The organism is Mesorhizobium sp. M0778, from assembly GCF_040320105.1.
Lineage (GTDB): Bacteria > Pseudomonadota > Alphaproteobacteria > Rhizobiales > Rhizobiaceae > Mesorhizobium.
On sequence record NZ_JAMYPA010000005.1, the window covers coordinates 1 to 18,346 of the forward strand.

The window sequence follows — 18,346 nt, forward strand, 5'->3', positions numbered from 1 at the left end:
GAGCTGGGGAAGTAACAGCTGTCGAGGCGTGGGTCGGCCGTGCGTTTCAGGGGCAATAGCAAACGCTCTGTAGCGATCCTTCGCGCCCCCCTCTGTCCTGCCGGACATCTCCCCCACAAGGGGGGAGATTGGCAGTTTGGGCGCTCCGCTCACGAACTGCGATGTTGGAGATTGGCGAAAGCCGGCGTGACGTCCGATCTCCCCCCATGTGGGGGAGATGTCCGGCAGGACAGAGAGGGGCGCTGTCCCGCCGACGTCAAAGTTTCTGCACCGCACCTAACCCGCCCCATACAGCATCTCGTCCTGCAGCCGGCGCAAGGCGAATAGCCTGGTCGTCGGGTCGGGCTCGGCATTGTCGGCGGTGAGCAATTCGCCTTTCCTCACCGGTTTCAGCACCTTGCCGCCTTCGAGCAGGCCGACGGGCACGGCGTGGTGGGCGCGAGCCTCCTCGACGGTCATGGTCCAGGAGCGGTAGCAGGTCTCGCCGATCGCGTCGAACGTCTCGCCTGCCGCCAGATCGCGCTTGGCCACGGCGCAGACCTCGGCCACCGGCCTCGGCAGCGGCACCATGTCGGGCTTGCCGTAAAGCGCGATACGGGCGGCCGTCAGCGGCACTTCCAGCGAGGTCAGATGGTAGGGCCTGAAGAAGCTGTAATAGGGGCCGTGGCCGATATGCAGATCGTCCATGCGCTCGATGATCCGCGGATGAGTCGCCTCGACGATGACGAAGACACCGGGCGCCACGCCCTTGCCGACGGTATAGTCGACAACGCCCTTCTTCGACAGGATGCCGCCCTGCTCGCGCGGGATCAGCACCTTGACCAGCTCGTCACGGTCGGCCTTGGGGCCGTGCATGCCGGGAACGTCGGGTACCAGCCCAGTGGCGTTGGCGATGGCGCACATCTCGACCATGGTTTTCGAGCCGTCGACGAACTCGACCAGCATGCGCGGATTCATGTTGCGGCGCAGCGCTTCCGCGCGGTAGTCGTCGGGAACGGCGTCGTGGTTGAGAGGGTTGTTCTTGCCCTTGCCGGCGGAGACGATGGTGTAGCCGAGCGCCGAGGCGAACTCGATCAGCTCCATGCAGCTCGACGGCTCGTCGCCGGCGCCGACCGAATAGACGACGCCGAGCCGGTCGGCCTGCTGCTTGAGGTAGCAGCCAATAGTGACGTCGGCCTCGACATTCATCATCACCAGATGCTTGCCGTGCTGCATCGCCATCAGGTCGAAATCGGCGGCGACGCCGGGCTTGCCGGTGGCATCGATGACAACATCGATGAGCGGATTGGTGACCAGCATCTCGTTCGAGGTGATTGCGATCTTGCCGCTCTCGATCGCCTGGCTGACCTTCGAAGCGCTGTCCGCTTCGGCTGCCATTGCCTCGTCGCCATAGGCGATGCGGATGGCGTCACGCGCTGTATGCGGCCGGCGGGTCGAAATCGCGCAAACCGAAATGCCCGGCATCAGCATGCCTTGTGTCACCAGATCGGTGCCCATCTCGCCCGAACCGATGACACCGATGCGCACCGGGCGGCCTTCCGCCGCGCGCTTGGCAAGATCCCGGGCAAGCCCAGTCAAGGCGACATTGGTCATGCTGGAAACGTCCACTGCTTTTTTGATTTGAAGCGGGAATAGCAGGGAACGGCAACCCTTTGCCAATCGAAACCGGTCGCGGCCACCTTTTCCTGTGCGCTATTGCAATTCGGCCAGCAACGCTTGTGCCTTGGCAAGGTTCTTTGCGGAGCCGGCGGCAAGGTCGTCCATCTTGCCATCCCGAAAGATGACGAGCGCATGCTGGCAGGCGGCTATCGCTTCCTCGGCCATTGCCTTCTGCTTGCGAGCAGCACCCAGATCGGTAAGCACGTCGCACAGGCTGTCCTCGGTGAACGCAATGCCCGGCACCGAACCGATCTTCTTCTGCACGGCGATGGCCTCGCGCAGGATCGGCACCGCCTCCTCGATTTTGGCGACGTCGTTTTCGGCGCGGCCGGCGAGCGTCAGCTGATAGCCGATCTCGTTTTGCAGGCTCGCCCAGCGCTCGGGGTCGCGGTCGCGGTCGACCTGGTCTGCCAACGCCCGATTGACGGCGACCGCCTCGTGGAACAAAGCCGGCGAAGGCTCTTTCGCGCCGATCATGCCAAGCACATTGGCCAGGCTTGCCTGCGTGCTGGCCCAACGTTCGGGGGCGCGGTCGCGCGTGCGCACGCTCTGGATCGAACGATAGATGCCGGCCGAACGCTTCAGCAGGGCAACGTCGTCGCGCCAGTAGCCCAGCGTCGAAAGCGCGCTGGCCAGATTGGTCTGGTTGCGCAGCCATTCGTCGGCATCCCTGTCGCGGCTTATCACTGTCAGTGCCGCCTCATAGGCCTGGACAGACTTGGCCATGGCGTCCGGGTCGGAACTGGCGTTTGCCTGCATCATGCGGACATTGCCGAGGTCGCCTTCGACCGAAGCCCAGAGCGAGCGGTCGGGCAGCGTGGCATAGACGGCCAGTGCCTTTTCATGCGCGGCCGCCGCCTTCTGGTAGAGCGACGGGTCATTGGCGCTGCCGGCAAGGTAGTAATAGGCGCTGCCGAGTTCGTTCTGCAGCTGGGCGTGATCTTCCGGCACCGTGGCGAGGTCGTAGAAGGGCAGCGCCGCTTCAAGCGCCGTCGCCGACTGGTTGAACGCTTCGCCGTCCTGCGTGCGGTCGCCCAGAACCAGGAGCACATGGCCGAGACCCCATTGCGTTGCCGCCCAAGCGTCGGGGTCGCTGTCACGGCTCTGCATTTCGAGCGCCGCGCGATAGGCCACCGCCGAGCGCTGGAGCGCCTCGTCCGAACCGCCATCGGCCTTGCCGAGCATGGAAAGTGCTGCGCCCAGCCGGTACTGCGTCTTCGCCCAGTCCTTCGGGGCGCTCTCCTTGGTTCGCACGGTGAGCGCTGCATCATAGGCGGCGACCGCTTCTTCAAGGACCGCTTTGTCGCGAGCACGGTCGCCCCAGGTCGACAGCGAGTTGCCGAGACTGTGCTCTATTGAGGCGAATTCGAGCGGCGCGGCGGCGACGGTATAGACCTGCGAGGCCTCGCGATAGGCGGACGCCGACTTCCGGAGATAGTCGATGCCGGTGTCCCGATCGCCAAGCGTCGCATAGACCGAGCCCAGATTCTGGTTCAACGAAGCCCAGTCGAGCGGCAGCTTTTCGCGCGGATATTCAGAAAGTGCGGCCTCATAGGCAGCGACCGCCTTGAGCAGCGCGTCATTGCCGGCCTGCCTGGCGCCGAGACGCTGCAAGGCATTGCCAAGCGTCAACTGGGCGTTTGCCCAGCTGGCCGGCGCATGGTCGCGCGTCCACACCGTCAGTGCGGCCTCTGCCGCCTCCGAGCACGCTGAAGCGTAGCAATGTCGCCATTGATCTGGCCGATCGATTCCAGCGCCGAACTCAAATTGTTCTGGATCGTCGCCCATTGCGCCGGCGCGCGCTCGCGCGTCATTTCCTCCGTCGCCGCCTGATAGGCGGCAACGGCCTGCTCAAGCGTCGGTACGTCTTGTTCACGCTCGCCAAGGCGAAACAAGGCCGTGCCGAGATTGACCTGGCTCAACGCCCAGTCGAGCGGCACGCGCTCCCTGCGGTATGCGGTCAGCGCGGCGCGATGCGCTTCGATGGCGGCGCGAAAGCTGTCGCTGGTGGCTTGGCGCTCACCCAGTTCGGAGAGCACGATGCCGAGATTATCCTCAGTCGCCGCCCATTCGAGCGGCAGCTTTTTCGACACTTGCACCTCGAGCGCCGCGCGGAACGAGGCAACGGCATTGTCGAGCAACGTCGTGCCGTTCTCGCGCTGGCCGAGCCGCCAATAGACGGTGCCGAGATTGCCTAGCGTCGAGGCCCAGTCGTCCGGATTGGCGTCGCGCGTGTAGACGCTCAGCGCCTGATCGAAGGCGGCTGCCGCTTTGTCGAGGTCTTCGCGGCCGGCCTCGCGCTCGCCCAGCGTCGACAGTGTGGTGGCGAGATTGTTTTGCGTGGCCGCCCATTGCCGCGGGCTGTTTTCGCGCGACACATAGGTCAGCGCCTTTTCATAGGCAGCGACCGCCTGCACCAGAAAGGCGTTGTCGCCCGAGAAAGAACCATGCGCGGAGAGCGCCTGGGCCTCGGCTGCCTTGTAGAACCAGGCTTCATGGTCGTCCCATTTCTCGACCTGCTCATAGGCCTTGGCATAGTCCTGGGCTGCCGCCTGATAGCTGAAGGAGATTTCGTAGGTTTTGGCGCTGTCGCCGAAAACCTCGGCAAACTCGAAACGACGCGCCTTGAGGTCGGCTTCAGCCCGGTCGACGGTCTTCGACAGTTCGCCAACGCGGGCCTTGGCCTGTTCATGGATTTTCTGCGCTGCTTCCAGCGCGCCTTCCTGCACCGCTTGTTCGGCCAGTTTTGAAAGCCGGACCATTTCCGGATCCTGGCTCTTCAGCGTCGCCTGCTCGGCCAGTACCTGTTTCAGCCGCTCGGTCTGGCCGCGCAGCAATGTGTCGAGTTCGGCTGCATCCCTGGGTGTCTCGGTGCCCAGCGTCTTCAGCATGGCGTAGAGCGCGTCCATCGGTACGCCGCCGTCGCGGGCGATCGTCTCGATCTGGCGGCGTTGCGGGTCGGGCAGCGTCGAGATCGTCAGCAGCAGCCGGCGGCGCTCTGTGAGGATCTCGCCCTCCTCGCCTTTCGGCACCTCGGCGGGCGTGCCGAAATAGAGCAGCCGGCGCAGGCTCTCATTGACCCAGGGCCGCTGCCGGCCGCCGGTCTTGAGATAGACCTCCTCGCCGACCATGCGCAGCACAGTGCCGAATTCCTCGCCGCCCATCGTGTCGATGTGACGCAATATGGCTGCCGCGTAGGGGCTGTTGCCGTCGGCGGGACCGTCGAGCGCCACCTTGCCGGGCTCGGCGGCAAAGCCGATGACCTGGCCCAAGCTGTCGTTGCCAGAACCGCTGTCGTCGGCCGAACCCTTGGCCGGCGCGCTGTCTTTTAACGCCACGACGCTGCGGGTATCGCCGAGGCCGCCGGCGCCGATCGGCTTGCCCGCTTCACCCGGCTTGAGTTTCAAAAGCGTGCCCGGCGGAAACGGGTCGTTGCGGCAGGCATCGAGCAGCACGATGGTGACCGGCACCTTGGCCTTCAGTTCGGCCACGATCGACGACAGCGGGACCAGCTTCTCGCCGGCATCCTCGAGCGCCGCAATGTCGGCATCGACGGGCACCAGGAAATTCTCGCCACCGGCTTCGATGCCGTGGCCGGAATAGTAGATAATGGCGACGTCGGCACCCTCGGCATCGTCGACGAAGCCTTCGAGGTCGCGCCGCAATTTGCGCGCGTCGCGATTGACGGCGACATCGGTTTCGAAGCCGAGCCTGTCGAACATCTCCTCGATGGCGCGGGCGTCGTTTTCCGGATTGGGCAGCTTGCCGACATGCTCATAGTCGGACTGCCCGATGACGAGCGCGACGCCTTTTAGCGCCTTCGGCTCCTCGCCCCGAGCAGGAACCAGCGCGCACAAAAGCAGCGCGGCAAACGCCACGCCTATGCGCCCTGTTGCACCTGGAAACAACATCGCCCACCCCAACCCAGCGTGCAATCTTCCACAGCGCCATGGCATCATGATGGCCGGCGCTTGGCAAGTGTTCGGGCAAGAGGTGTTCTTGTCGTGGCCTGTCGTGCCGCTCCGTTGCGATCTTCGCGCCCCTCCCTCGCCCAGCGCTGCGCCGCCGCTACTTGTTTGTTGACAGCATGCGAGGCCCACATGTGGAATTTGGCAGCAGAGAGCTGGAGGCTCCTCAAGCAGAGCGTCCTCGGCTTCATCGATGACAATGCGCTGAGCCATGGGGCGGCGATAGCTTTTTATGCCACGACCTCGCTTGCGCCGATCCTGCTGATCGTCGTCGCTATCGCCGGCATGGCCTTCGGGCACGAGGCGGCACAACTCGCCCTTTCGGCACAGATCGCCGGCCTGATGGGACCGCAAAGTGCCGAGCTGCTGCAGGCGACGATCGAAAACGCTTCGCAGAAGGAAGCGGGAACCCTTGCCAGCATTCTGGGGCTGGTCACGCTGTTCGTCGCCGCATCCGGCGTGTTCGGCGAAATGCAGCTGGCGCTGAACGAAATCTGGAAAGTCAAACCGAGGGCAGCAACGATCTCACGGCTGGTGCGGGCACGCATTGCAAGCCTGGGCCTGGTCGCCGCTCTCGGTTTCCTGCTCCTGGTGTCCTTGGTTGTAAGCGCCGCGATTTCGGCGCTCGGAGACGTCATCAACGCCTATCTGCCGTTCGGCACCATCATCCTGAGCGCGGTCAACGGGATTGTCTCGTTTGCCCTGATCGCGCTGCTGTTTGCCGCGATCTACAAGGTGCTGCCCGACCGCAGTCTGCAATGGCGCGATGTCGGCCTTGGCGCCGTCGTCACCGGGTTTCTGTTCACCATCGGCAAGTCGCTGATTGGCTGGTATATCGGAACCAGCGCTTTCGCATCGTCGTACGGCGCGGCCGGCGCCCTGCTCGTCGTGCTGTTGTGGGTCTATTATTCGGCCGAGATATTTCTGCTGGGCGCCGAATTCACGCGAGCCTATTCGGTTCGACACGGCAGCCGGTCCGATTTGAAGAACAAGGTGGAATTGCATGACAAATGAGTTCACGCCGAAATTCGACCTGGCCGGCAAGGTGGTGCTGGTCACCGGCGCCTCGCGCGGCATCGGAGGCAGCGGCAGGCGGACTGCAGTGGTCAAACCTGGTGTCCGGCTTTCTCATTCATTGCCGGCGAGCCAACGGACCATGTTCGCCGTCAGTTTTCCGTAGAACGGCCATGCGAGAAAATCCTGCGAGAGCCAATGCGGGCCGATATCGGTTGCCCAGGCAATCGTGCGGCCGCGGCCGTGGCTGCCGACGGCAAGGAGCGTCCAGTCGGTGCCGCGGTGGTGGCAGGTCGCCAGAAGCCGGGATGAACCGTCGCGCCTGAATTCCAGCTTGTTCATGCCGAGGATCGGCGGCAAAGGCCCCTCCACCCCGGAAAAAATCGGATGTGACGGCTGCAGGATGGAGGCCTGCAGGCCTTGCGGCACCTCCATGCCGTCGCAGTAGGGTAGGCAACGGACCGGCAGAACGTCCTCGACCGGGGTGTCGTGGAACCGCGCCGTCCCGAACATGCCCTGAAAGCCCATATAGCCGCCGGCTAGCATCAGCCCGCCGCCACCTTCGACATAGGCTTTGAGCAGATCGAGGCGGTTGACGCCGACACGCCCGGCGCGGGCATCCGGCGTCACCAGCAATGTCAGGGCGCCGACGTCGGAGATCACCACCGCCTGATATTGGGCGAGCCCATCGAGGTCATAGGGAAACTCCGCGCTGCAACGCTCACCGCCGATCTGCGTGACGGCGATGCCCTCAGTGGCCAGCGCGGCATTGAAGGCCGTCGCGCCATTTGTCGAGGTCGCACTTGTAAGCACATCGCTACCGACGGCGACCGACGTCGTCGCCGCAAAGGTTTCGCCCGCAAGCAATATCTTCATTGCCGCCCCCGCACTGTTTTCATTCGAGAGGTTTAGGAAGGGCGCCGGTTGGACCGGCGCCCCGCGGAGTTCGAACTCCAAAGGATCAGAACTTGAACTCGGCCAGATTTTCGGGGGTCACGATCTTGGCTGGACCAAGGATCAGTTCGCCGCCGGCGCCAATCGTGTATTCGCCGAGCCTGCCTGCCGTGAACTTCTCACCCTCCTTTCCGGTGATCTTGCACTGCGCAAGCGCCTGGGCCGTCTGGTAGGTAAGATAGCCAAGATCGGTGACGTTCCACCAGATATCCTGGGCCGCCCCGTCCTTGATGTATTTCGAGATCAGAGTAGCCGGCGCGAGGCCGGTCAGCTTGACCTTGCCGATCATGCCCGCCTCCTCGAGCGCACGCGCGGCCGCCGGAAGGCCGATGCCTGCCGGGACGATGATCACCTTGAGATCGGGAAACGCCTGGACCAGCGCCAGCGCCTGCTGCTGGTTGATTTGTTCGCTTTCTTCGCCATAGGCCACCTGCACCAGCTTCATTTTGGAGAACTTCGGCTCGGCAGCCATCTTCGCCTTCATGAAGTCGATCCAGGCGTTCTGGTTGGTCGCCGTCGGCGTCGACGACAGGATCGCGAATTCGCCTTCACCGCCGCTGAGGGCGAATGCACTTTCCAGCATCATCTCGGCGAGACTGTCGCCCTTGACCTGATTGACAAATGCCGCGCGGGCATCGGCGGCCACATCGGAGTCATACGAAATCACCCTGACGCCCTGCTGAACGGCGCGCTTCAGCGCAGGCGCGACGGCATTGGCGTCGTTGCCGGCAATTGCGATGACCCCAACCTTCTGCGACACGAGGCTGTTGATGAATTCGATCTGCGCCTCGGCAGTCGCCTGCGATGGGGCGACCTGCGTAGCGGTGCCGCCAATTTCCTTGGCTGCCTCTTGTGCGCCTCCAAAGGCCACTTTGAAGTAGGGGTCGGTGTCGAGCTTGGGCAGGAAACCGACCGTTACGGGTTCCTTGGCGCATTCCTGGCTGAACGCCAGCGAGGTTGGCGCGAGCAGAACCGCGGATGCGAGCAGGGCTAATCTAAACGCTTTCATTGTGACTCCTCCGTTTAAAATTCGGGCTTGAAGGAAGGGGCCCGAGATCACCCCTTGGTCTCGCGCATTGCGCGGGATCTGCTGAGCATCTCCTGTGTGGAGCGCCAGTAATTGCCGACCAGCAGCGAGCCGATCAGAAGCAGGCCGATGATCATCCCCTGCGCGTCGCCACCGATCTGGTTGAGCGCCAGCACATTGCGGATGATGGCGATCAGGACCAGCGCCAGCATGACGCCGGTCAGGCGGCCCTTGCCGCCAAAGACGCTGACGCCGCCGAGCAGCACGATGGTGATGACGTCGAGCTCCATGCCGAGCGCATTGTTGGCGCGGGCATTGGAAAGGCGCGCGGTATAGACGATGCCGGCTATCGCCGCGACGACGCCCGAGACGACGAACAGGTTCAGCACCATCCGGCGCGTGTTTATGCCGGAATAGCGCGCCACCTCGGGGCTGCCGCCGAGCGCGTAGATGCGCTTGCCGGTCGGCGTCTTCTGCAGCACGACCGCAAACACCGGCGCCAGCGCCAGGAAGGGGACGATGGTCCACGGTATCTCGGTGCCCGGCAGATTGTTGATGCCGAAATCCACGACCGCGGGCGGCAGGATGTTGACCGAACCGGTGCCGAGCAGGATGTAGCCAATACCTCGATAGAGCGCCATCGTGCCGAGCGTCACCACCAGCGACTGCAGTCCAAGGCCCGAGACCAGGTAGCCGTTGAAAGCGCCGAGCAGGCCGCCGGCGACGAGCGTCAGCGGGATTGCGGCAAGCGTTGGCACGCCGGCCTGTACCAGCAAGCCAAAGACGACGGACGTCAGCGCCAGCACCGAGGCGATCGACAGGTCGATTTCGCGGGTGATGATGAGCAGCGTCATCGGCAGGATCAGCAGCGCCTTTTCCGAGGCGCTGGCGGCCAGTTGCGAGAGATTGAAGCCGGAGACGAAATTCGGCACGAAGATCGCCGCGTAGAGGAAGATGGCCACGCAGGAGGTCGCCAGCAGCAGATCCCAGAAGTCGATCGAACGGAGGAACTTTCTCACCGCGCCCTCGCCTGTCTTGCCTGCTCGGCACGCCGCACGATGAACGTGTCGATGCCGATGGCGACCAGGATCACCAGGCCGTAGACGCCCTGCAGCCACAGCGGGTCGACGCGCACCAGCGTCAGCCCGTTCTTGATGACGAGCAGCGTGAGCGCGCCGAGGATGATGCCGAGCAGCGTGCCCGAACCACCGCGGATGGCGACGCCGCCGACCACCGCCGACGCGATCACGGTGAGTTCGAAACCGAGCGCGACGCGGGCATCGATGGTCGCATAGCGGGATGCCCACAGCGCACCGCACAGGCCGCCGAGCAGGCCGGCCATGCCAAAGGCCAGCAGAATCCGCCGGTCGACGGGGATGCCGATAAGACGTGCGCCGTCGGGATTGGAGCCGGCGGCAAACAGTTCGCGCCCGATGGCGGTGCGATAGAGCAGCACATAACCCAGGCACAGGATGACGATCGCGATAATGACGATCAGCGGCACGCCGGCGATCTTCAGGCCGGTCATGTCGAGCCAGGCTTGCGTGACTTCGTCGGCGCTGATCTGGTCGCCGGCTGCCCAGATCGAGTTGAAGCCGCGAAATATCGACATCGAGGCCAGCGTGACGACGATGGCCGGGATCTTTCCCCTGGTGACGACGAGGCCGTTGATCAGGCCGGCGACACCACCGACGGCACATGCCGTCATCAGGCCGATGCCGATGTCGAGCCCCGGATAGGCCTGAACCATGCTGGCCGCCATGTAAGCCGACAGGCCAATCACCGCCGCGATCGAAAGGTCGATGTTGCGGGTGATCAGCACCAGCATCTGCGCGAGCGCTGCAACCACGAGCAGGGCGGCATCCATCGACACGGCGGTCAGGTTTGCCGCGCTCACCATGCGCGGGTTGATGATGGTGACCGGGATGGCCACCGCCAGCATCGCGGCGAGCAGGCCGAACTCCCGCCGCTTCAGTATGTCGAACGGTCCTTTTCTCTTCTCCTCGCTGGCAGGCTGTGCTGCCCGGTCGGTGCTTTCGCCGGCCTTGGTCGCTGCTTCCAGCACCTTTTCCTGGGTGGCTTTGCCCCTGGTAAATTCGGCCGTCCGATGGCCTTCGCGCAGGACGATGATGCGGTCGCACATGCCGATGAGCTCGGGCATTTCGGAGGAGATCAGGATGATAGCCATGCCTTGCGCGGCAAGGTCGGCGATCATCGCATGCACTTCCGCCTTGGTGCCGACATCGATGCCTTGCGTCGGCTCGTCGAGGATGAGGACACGCGGTTCGGTGCGCAGCCATTTGGCCAGCACCACCTTCTGCTGGTTGCCGCCGGATAGTTCCTTCACCGGCTGCGCGTAGCCGGAAAAGCGAAGCTTCATCCGCTTCAGCCAGTCCGAAACCAGATCGATCGCGCGGTCCGTGCCGTAGAAGCCGGAGCGGGCTGCCTTGTCGAGGACGGGCAGCACCGCGTTGTCGAGGATGGAAAAATCCATCACCAGGCTCTGGCCCATGCGGTCTTCCGAGACATAGGCGATGCGCGCATCCATGGCGTCGCGTGCCGATGCGAAGCGCACAGCCTCGCCGTCGATCAGGATTTCGCCGGCATCGGGCTGGTCGATTCCGAACAGCACGCGCGCGATCTCGGTCCGCCCGCTGCCGACCAGGCCGCCGAGCCCGAGCACCTCTCCGGCGTGGAGCTTGAGGTCGATGTTGGAAAAGCCGCCGGCGTGCGAAAGCCCCCTCGCCTCCAGCACCAGCGCGCCGGTTGCGTGGTTTCGTTGCGGATAGAGGTCGGTCACCTCGCGGCCGACCATCATGCCGATGGCGGCGGCGCGGCCAAGCTCGGCCTTCGGCTTGACGCCAATGAGGCGCCCGTCGCGCAGCACCGCGATGCGGTCGGCGATGCGGAAGATCTCGTCCATGCGGTGGCCGACGAACATCATCGCCACGCCATGCAGCCGCAGGTCGGCAACGACGGTGAACAGCCGCTCGACCTCGCGCTGCGACAGGGCGGCCGTCGGCTCGTCCATGATCAGCACCCGCGCGTCGAGCGACAGGGCGCGGGCGATCTCGACCAGTTGCTGTTCAGAGGTGCGCAACATCCCGAGCCGGGTTTCGGCCGGCACGTCGAGGCCGACTGTCGCCAGCACCTTACGCGCACCGGCAAGCATGGCGGCGTTGTCGATGCCGCCGAAGCGGTCGCGCGGTATATGGCCGAGATAGATGTTCTCCGCCACCGAAAGATCCGGGAAAAGACCGGGGTGCTGGTGCATGACCGAGATGCCGGCAGCCTGGGCATCGTGCGGCGAATGGAAGACCACAGGCTTGCCGTCGACTTCGATATGGCCGCCGGTAGGGAGGTACACGCCGGCCAGCAGCTTCACGCAGGTGCTCTTGCCGGCACCGTTTTCGCCAAGCAGAGCCAGCACCTCGCCTGAGCGCAATTCGAAGGACGCGTCCTTGAGGGCAATCGTGCCGCCGAAGGCCTTTGTCGCCTGAACCAGGGCAACGGGGACAGCCACGTCGCTCTTCACCACGGCATCGGCTTCGCCTAATGCGCCCAAGTGCAGCACCCTTCCTCCCTGGTCCTGTTTTTTCAATTTGCTATATTAAATGGTTTGACGCCGCAACTGGAAAATTGACTTCCATGACCCCGAAGGGCACTGTCGCGTCGCGCACGGGTGCAGCTGGAGTGCTCGACCCAGCAGCCTAAAAGCTGCAGGCGGCCAGAGTGGCTCCGCGAGAATGAATGGGGAGGCGCCGGTTTTGTCCGGAAAAGGCAGCAATTCGGTCAAGGTTCGGCATTACAACGAGCGCTTCGTGCTTGATGCCATCCGCCGTCTGAAGGAGGCATCCAAGTCCGATCTGGCGCGCGCCGCAAATCTGACGCCGGCCGCGGTCGCCACCATTGTCGACGGGCTGGAGTCGTCCGGATTCGTAAAGCAAGTGGGAAAAAGGTTCGGGCAACGCGGATCGCCGTCCACCCTCTACCGGCTTACACCGGAGCGCATCTACAGCGCCGGCATCAAGATCGGCCGGCGCGCGCTGGAAGCCGTGCTCGTCGACTTCGCCGGCGAGGTCCGCTCCCGCGAGTCGCACGAATATCGCTTTCCGGACCCCGATCTGGTGCTCAAGGCCGGCAACATGTCGCTGGCCAATTTCGACAAGCTGGTCGAGGGGCTTGGCGATGCCAGCATCGTCGGTGTCGGCATCGCTTCGCCATATTTCCTCGGCGGCTGGAGCGAGGAACTCGGCTTTCCCGATGACCTCGGTAGCCGCTGGGAAGCAATCGATCTGACGACATTCTTCGCCACAAAACCGAAGACCCCGGTCTTCGTGGAAAACGACGCGTCATCGGCCGCACTCGCCGAACTCATCCAGGGGACCGGCGCGCGGTTCCGCGACTTCATGCATATTTCGATCGACACCTTTGTCGGCGGCGGATTGGTGCAAGGCGGCAAGGTCCATACCGGTCCGCACGGCAACAGCGCCGCGCTCGGTCCTTTGCCGGTTTCGCCTTCAAGCCTCGATTCGGTGGCGGCCAAGCCGGCGCGTTACCAAAGTCTGCTGCATCGCGCCTCGATCTATGTGCTGGTCAATCATCTCAAATCGCGCGGCATCGAGATCAATCGTGTGCGCGAACTGAATCCCTTGCCGCCAGGGGCGCGCGAGCCGCTGTCCGAATGGATCGACGATTGTGCCAATGCGCTGGTCGAGGCGATCATCGCCATCACCTCGGTCATCGACATCGAGGCGATCGTCCTCGACAGCATCCTGCCGCGGCCGATCCATCTCGAGCTGCTGGCAAAGGTGCAGACCCAGTTCAACACGATCAGCGCCATCGGCATCGTGGCGCCGGAAATCGTATCGGGACAATTCGGCCCCGAGGCCTCGCCTATCGGCGCCGCGATGCTGCCGTTCTCGGCACTGTTGGCGCCCGACAGCGGCGTGCTGATGATCGGCAAGGACAGAACAATGCTGCTGGGCAGCCTTTCGAGGCTTGCCAGCCAAGGCCACCCAGCGAGAAGCTCAGCGCCTTCAACGGGATAGGATGGCGCTGCGAGAGAGCATCAAGCTCTGGACATCATCAACATCAGCTCGCAGTCCGGCACGGGCACGGCGGGCTTTTTTGCGCCGGCTCCGGAACTTTTAGCGGCCGCTAATCTTCATTCGTCACCGACATCGAAATGCTCGATCGGTCCGCGCTCCGCTTTAGTGCGGGCCCAGGAAGCAAGGAGGAACATATGAACTGGGATCAAATCAAGGGAAAATGGACGCAGTTCAAAGGCAAGGCGAAAGAGCAGTGGGGTGACCTCACCGACGATGATCTTGATCGGATCGAGGGTAACCGAGACCAGCTCTTGGGACGTATCCAGGAGCGATATGGGATCGCCAAGGAAGAGGCGGAGCGCCAGGTAGATGACTGGTCCAGAAGCATCGGCTGAGCCTTGGACGTAACGCTGTCTGCTGCCCACCACCGGGTTAACCTCTGAGTCACCCGCCGTGCCGAATGGTGCGGCGGGCTCTTTCGACAGCGAGGCCCGCGAGGAACCTTTAGCTATATCTAATGTTCTACTTGCGTGGCGGGCTTCGCCTTGGCGTGTGCCCGACCCGGAGGCGAAGGAGCGTAATCATGAACAACATTATCTGGCTGGTCGGCGCCATCGTGATCGTAATAGCCATTTTGAGCTTTTTGGGTCTGCGGTAGCATCTGGGCCTTCTCTTCGACCCGACAGCGCTCCCCCGGTCGGCGTGGCCTCACTGACCGCTGCGCCCAACAGATCAGACTTAGGTCCTAAGCAATACCCTCCAGAAATGGACCGAAGCCCCGGCTGAGGAACGTAGCCGGCTGGCTCACGTTGTAGTGAGCTTTGGCGCGACCAAGATGCGTCTGGGCGGAAGAGTTCAAGCCAGAGAGGAGAAGCCCGACGCTCCGAACGAGCGTCGGGTTTGGGCGTAAATGCAAACGATCAGCCGACTATTCGATTCCCATGCCCAGGCAGCACGTGCTGTTGCCAGGCTTCAGGCCGCCGGGATTCGTCGCCGGCAGATCAGCGTGGTCGGATCTTACAATGACAACGATGAACCGATCAGCGTTGCTGGATATTACAACGATGAGATGAGCGCTCTCTGGCAAGGTGCGGGCGCAGGCGCCGCACTTGGCGCGACGGCTGGTCTGCTGGCCGGTTTTAGCGCTTTTGGAGCTCAGGGCATTGATCCCGCGGGGATGACCGGCATGGCTCTGGTCGGTGCGGCGTGGGGCGGCTTTGGCGGCGGGCTTCTCGGAACCTTCGCCAATTTTGCCCAGAAGCCGGGCAAGCCGAAGATCGCAGAGGGTGTCGTTCTGGTGATGGCCCGCGTCGATGAAAAGCAGGCCGGCGCCGCGCAGGCAGTGCTTCGGAGTTCCGTGGAGATGCCGCGGCGCATCTGCCGTTCCGGACAGATGAAGACGAGCGCTTACACAAATTCAAGCCGGCTCCGCGTCCAATCTGGTGCCCGATGAAGTTTGTTTCGCGAAATGGGAATTCAAACCGGAGGCGCCCGACAAAAGTTTGGCAAACCAACACCTTGGAGGCATGCCGGCTGCTTGCCGTCGTGCTGTCCCTTATCCTTACCGTTCTATTGGCAGGTCTCATCCTTGGCTGAAGCCGTGCCCTGCCGCCGGCGACACGGTGCCAAGCTCCGGCAATCGGCAACTGGCGAAAGGTGCGGCCAGTTCGAAGGATTAAACCATTCGTGCTAAGCGTTCACAGCTTGTCGCCATAGGAGAGGACGCCGAGATGGACAAACGGGCTGAAGGAGACGCGGAGAGATTGGCTCGAGGCGAGTTCGAGCTCAAAGCCGAACGATATGGCGTGAACGCCTTTCTTCTCGTTGTCGAACTTATAAATCTGCTGGAAAAGCGCGGAACAATCAGCAGCGACGACGTCGCGAAAATAGCCGAGGCCGCCGCACTTGCCGTTGCCGCATCCAGCGAACCCGACATGAACAGCATCAATCTGTTGCAGGCCATCGCCGCCGCACGCCGGCCCAAATAGGGCAAGTCCGCCAGCAATCGGCGCGAACCGATAACGCTATATTGAAACTGATCTCGATCGAGCGTCCGGAGCCATATTAATGTGCAATGACTACGAGCAGCACATCGCCTGGGCCGAGTATTGCCGGATGATGGCTTTGCTGGCGCTCAATATTCCCAGCCATCAAACCGAACTGGATCTGCCGCAGGCGGATGACATCCACATCAACGACCCCGCGCCTGTAATGCGGGCTGCCGGCAACACAATCGAACTGGCGTCGATGACGTTCGGCTTTCCTCCGGCCGGACCAAAAGGCGGACCTGTATTCAACTTTCGCTCGGAGGGTCGACAATTCGGCAACAGCAAACGCTGCCTCGTCCCGGCGTCGGCATTCTTCGAATTCACGGGAACGAAATATCCGAAAGCCAAGCACAAGTTCACGCTGAATGGCCATTCGTTCATGGCGATTGCCGGGCTTTGGCGCGAGGGGGTCGGCAACAAGCCGCCGACGTTCACGATGCTGACGACCGATCCGGGGCCGGACGTGGCGCCATATCACAACCGCCAAGTGGTTGTGCTGCGGCCATCGGACTGGGCGGCATGGATCCATCTGACGAAGTCCGAGGCTGAACTCATGCGGCCGCTGCCGGAAGGGTCGCTCAGAGCAGAAACAGTTCGCGCAGGTTCCGAGTAGGAACCATCGAATGAGCGTGGAAAAGATTATATGATTGCGCCAACATCGCAGGTAAACTTGTCGACCAAAACTGATGCCGATCTTCTCAGTCCAGCATACGACGGTCTATCGCTATAGCCGGCCGGTGAGGTTCGGCGAGCATCGGCTGATGTTCAGACCGCGCGACAGCTTCGATCAAAGACTCCTGGACCACGCCTTGTCTGTCGATCCCGAGCCGAAAGAGGTTCGCTGGATCCATGACGTTTTCGGAAACTGCGTGGCGGTGATCGATTTCGAGAATCCCGCGAAAGAACTGCGCTTTGCGACAGACATTCGGCTGGACCACACGCCGCAGCATGCGCCTGATTTCCGTATCGACGAAGCTGCGCTTCACTATCCGTTTTCCTACGATCCCGACGAAGCCGCAGATCTCTCCCAGACGATGGAACGTCAATACGAGGATGACAGTGACGAGGTTGGCAACTGGGCACGACAGTTCCTCAGTGCCGCAGGGCACACCGGGACCGGCAATCTGTTGATGACGCTTTGCTATGCCATCCACGAGAGCTTTGTGTATTCCCGTCGAAGCGAGCCTGGGACGCAGCCGCCGCTGATGACGTTGCACCTGCGTCGCGGCACATGCCGGGACTTTGCGCTGTTCATGATGGAGGCGGTTCGTTCGCTCGGCTTTGCCGCCCGTTTTGTGACTGGTTACGTCTATGTGCCGAGCCGCGACAGCGCGACGGTTCTTGGCGGCGGGTCGACGCATGCCTGGTGCCAGGTCTACCTGCCGGGTGCCGGCTGGGTCGAGTTCGACCCCACCAATGGCATTGTCGGCAATCGGGATTTGATCAGGGTGGCCGTGGCCCGGCATCCTCGTCAAGCCATTCCGCTTTCCGGGAGTTATTCGGGAAGCGCGTCGAGCTTTCTTGCAATGACCGTCGAGGTGAATGTGGCGAAGGAGATCGGTGCGTAGGAAAATTAGCATCCGCTGATGTTTTCCCGGAACTGTTTGGCCGACGCGGAGTTTGCCCGGTTGCTGAATGACAACAATCGGAGCGTCGATGCGGATCCGCGCAGGTTACACCCTCACCTACGAATGTCCGCAGCCAACGCCGATGCTGTTGGCGCTCGAAATCCATCCATCGCGCCGGGTCGATCTGTTGACGGAACAGGTCATCGATTTCGATCGTCCCGTCGAAGCACGCGGCTACGTCGACGGTTTCGGCAACGCCTGCACGAGGATCGAGGCGCCCTCGGGCCTGACGACGATCTCAACCACCTTCGATATCTACGATAGCGGCGAGCCCGATGCGGTCGCCGAGCAGGCTGTGCAGCACAAGATCAAGGACCTGCCGGACGAAGTGCTCGTCTTTCTTCTCGGCAGCCGCTACTGCGATACCGATCGTCTTGGAGATTTTGCCTGGGCGAAATTCGGCAATACCGCGCCTGGATGCGCGCGTGTCCAGGCGATCTGCGATTTCGTTCACAATCACATCGTCTTCGACTACCAGAAAGCCGACCCGCTGCGGACGGCTCACGACAGCTTCACCGACCAGGCCGGCGTTTGTCGTGACTTTACCCATTTGGCGATCGCGCTATGCCGTTGCATGAATATTCCCGCGCGGTACTGCACCGGCTATCTCGGTGACATCGGGGTACCGCCGGCGCCGTATCCGATGGATTTCAGCGCCTGGTTCCAGGCCTATCTCGCCGGCACCTGGTTCACATTCGATCCTCGCCACAACCGCCCCCGCATCGGGCGGATATTGATGGCAACCGGGCGCGACGCGACCGACGTCGCCATCTCAACCAGTTTCGGTTTTTCGCGGCTTACCCGCTTCGAAGTCGTGACGGAGGAGGTCCAGGCCGAACCTTCCCTGGCGTCTGTCGAAAATTCCGCGTTCTCACCTTGAGCTGCAAGGTTCGTAGAGGTGGGTCGACGATGTCCCGAGGCCCCTCTGACCTCGAGGTCAGGGCCGCGCTGCATTCAGGGCGACGCTGGCGCCATGCGAATGCATCCGCCCGCACGA

15 protein-coding genes are annotated in these 18,346 nt (G+C 62.9%); 8 read left to right on the plus strand and 7 right to left on the minus strand.

The genetic code is table 11. The features are described 5' to 3' along the window. Positions 1-276: 276 nt before the first annotated feature. The 3 genes from NKI22_RS08855 to NKI22_RS08865 all read right to left on the minus strand — a co-directional run bounded on the left by NKI22_RS08855 (position 277) and on the right by NKI22_RS08865 (position 5,537). On the minus strand, positions 277-1,593 hold the full coding sequence (locus NKI22_RS08855; protein WP_352937710.1) for an NAD(P)H-dependent oxidoreductase: 1,317 nt from the start codon (positions 1,591-1,593) through the stop codon (positions 277-279). 99 nt (positions 1,594-1,692) lie between these two features. Beyond that, complete coding sequence (locus NKI22_RS08860; protein WP_352937711.1) at positions 1,693-3,336, minus strand: tetratricopeptide repeat protein; 1,644 nt, start codon at positions 3,334-3,336, stop codon at positions 1,693-1,695. A 2-nt stretch (positions 3,337-3,338) separates the two neighbouring features. Next, positions 3,339-5,537: a caspase family protein gene (locus NKI22_RS08865; RefSeq protein ID WP_352937713.1), complete on the minus strand. Its 2,199-nt coding sequence runs from the start codon at positions 5,535-5,537 to the stop codon at positions 3,339-3,341. A 222-nt stretch (positions 5,538-5,759) separates the two neighbouring features. Between NKI22_RS08865 and NKI22_RS08870 the strand changes: the two genes are divergently transcribed. Then, positions 5,760-6,641, plus strand: a complete 882-nt coding sequence (locus tag NKI22_RS08870) for a YihY/virulence factor BrkB family protein (RefSeq protein WP_023719423.1) — start codon at positions 5,760-5,762, stop codon at positions 6,639-6,641. 114 nt (positions 6,642-6,755) lie between these two features. Here NKI22_RS08870 and NKI22_RS08875 read toward each other — a convergent pair whose 3' ends face one another. The 4 genes from NKI22_RS08875 to NKI22_RS08890 form a co-directional block, all read right to left on the minus strand. Further along, positions 6,756-7,517, minus strand: coding sequence for a glutamine amidotransferase (locus NKI22_RS08875; protein WP_023719424.1), 762 nt, complete (start codon positions 7,515-7,517; stop codon positions 6,756-6,758). 85 nt (positions 7,518-7,602) lie between these two features. Further along, positions 7,603-8,604 (minus strand): rhamnose ABC transporter substrate-binding protein, encoded by a 1,002-nt coding sequence (locus NKI22_RS08880; protein WP_352488291.1) that lies wholly within the window; start codon positions 8,602-8,604, stop codon positions 7,603-7,605. Between the two features lie 47 nt (positions 8,605-8,651). After that, positions 8,652-9,641 (minus strand): ABC transporter permease, encoded by a 990-nt coding sequence (locus tag NKI22_RS08885; RefSeq protein WP_352817593.1) that lies wholly within the window; start codon positions 9,639-9,641, stop codon positions 8,652-8,654. Next, entirely contained in the window at positions 9,638-12,196 is a 2,559-nt protein-coding gene (locus NKI22_RS08890) for an ATP-binding cassette domain-containing protein (RefSeq protein ID WP_502897687.1), read from the minus strand. Before NKI22_RS08890 ends, NKI22_RS08885 begins: the two co-directional genes overlap by 4 nt. Before the next feature lie 193 nt (positions 12,197-12,389). Between NKI22_RS08890 and NKI22_RS08895 the strand changes: the two genes are divergently transcribed. From NKI22_RS08895 to NKI22_RS08925, 7 genes are all read left to right on the plus strand, one after another. Next, the gene (locus NKI22_RS08895; protein WP_352817587.1) at positions 12,390-13,673 is read left to right on the plus strand and encodes an ROK family transcriptional regulator; all 1,284 of its coding nucleotides are present in this window, start codon (positions 12,390-12,392) and stop codon (positions 13,671-13,673) included. Between the two features lie 194 nt (positions 13,674-13,867). Continuing rightward, positions 13,868-14,068 (plus strand): CsbD family protein, encoded by a 201-nt coding sequence (locus tag NKI22_RS08900; protein ID WP_352817585.1) that lies wholly within the window; start codon positions 13,868-13,870, stop codon positions 14,066-14,068. A 611-nt stretch (positions 14,069-14,679) separates the two neighbouring features. After that, positions 14,680-15,126, plus strand: a complete 447-nt coding sequence (locus NKI22_RS08905) for a hypothetical protein (protein ID WP_352817584.1) — start codon at positions 14,680-14,682, stop codon at positions 15,124-15,126. A 277-nt stretch (positions 15,127-15,403) separates the two neighbouring features. After that, positions 15,404-15,661, plus strand: a complete 258-nt coding sequence (locus tag NKI22_RS08910; RefSeq protein WP_023719431.1) for a hypothetical protein — start codon at positions 15,404-15,406, stop codon at positions 15,659-15,661. Positions 15,662-15,740: 79 nt separating this feature from the next. Continuing rightward, on the plus strand, positions 15,741-16,334 hold the full coding sequence (locus tag NKI22_RS08915; protein WP_352852428.1) for an SOS response-associated peptidase: 594 nt from the start codon (positions 15,741-15,743) through the stop codon (positions 16,332-16,334). Positions 16,335-16,407: 73 nt separating this feature from the next. Continuing rightward, positions 16,408-17,289 carry a transglutaminase family protein gene (locus tag NKI22_RS08920; RefSeq protein WP_352817581.1) on the plus strand — a complete coding sequence of 294 codons (882 nt, stop codon included), beginning with the start codon at positions 16,408-16,410 and terminating at the stop codon, positions 17,287-17,289. A gap of 88 nt (positions 17,290-17,377) precedes the next feature. Beyond that, positions 17,378-18,229 (plus strand): transglutaminase-like domain-containing protein, encoded by an 852-nt coding sequence (locus NKI22_RS08925; protein WP_352547875.1) that lies wholly within the window; start codon positions 17,378-17,380, stop codon positions 18,227-18,229. Positions 18,230-18,346: the final 117 nt, after the last annotated feature.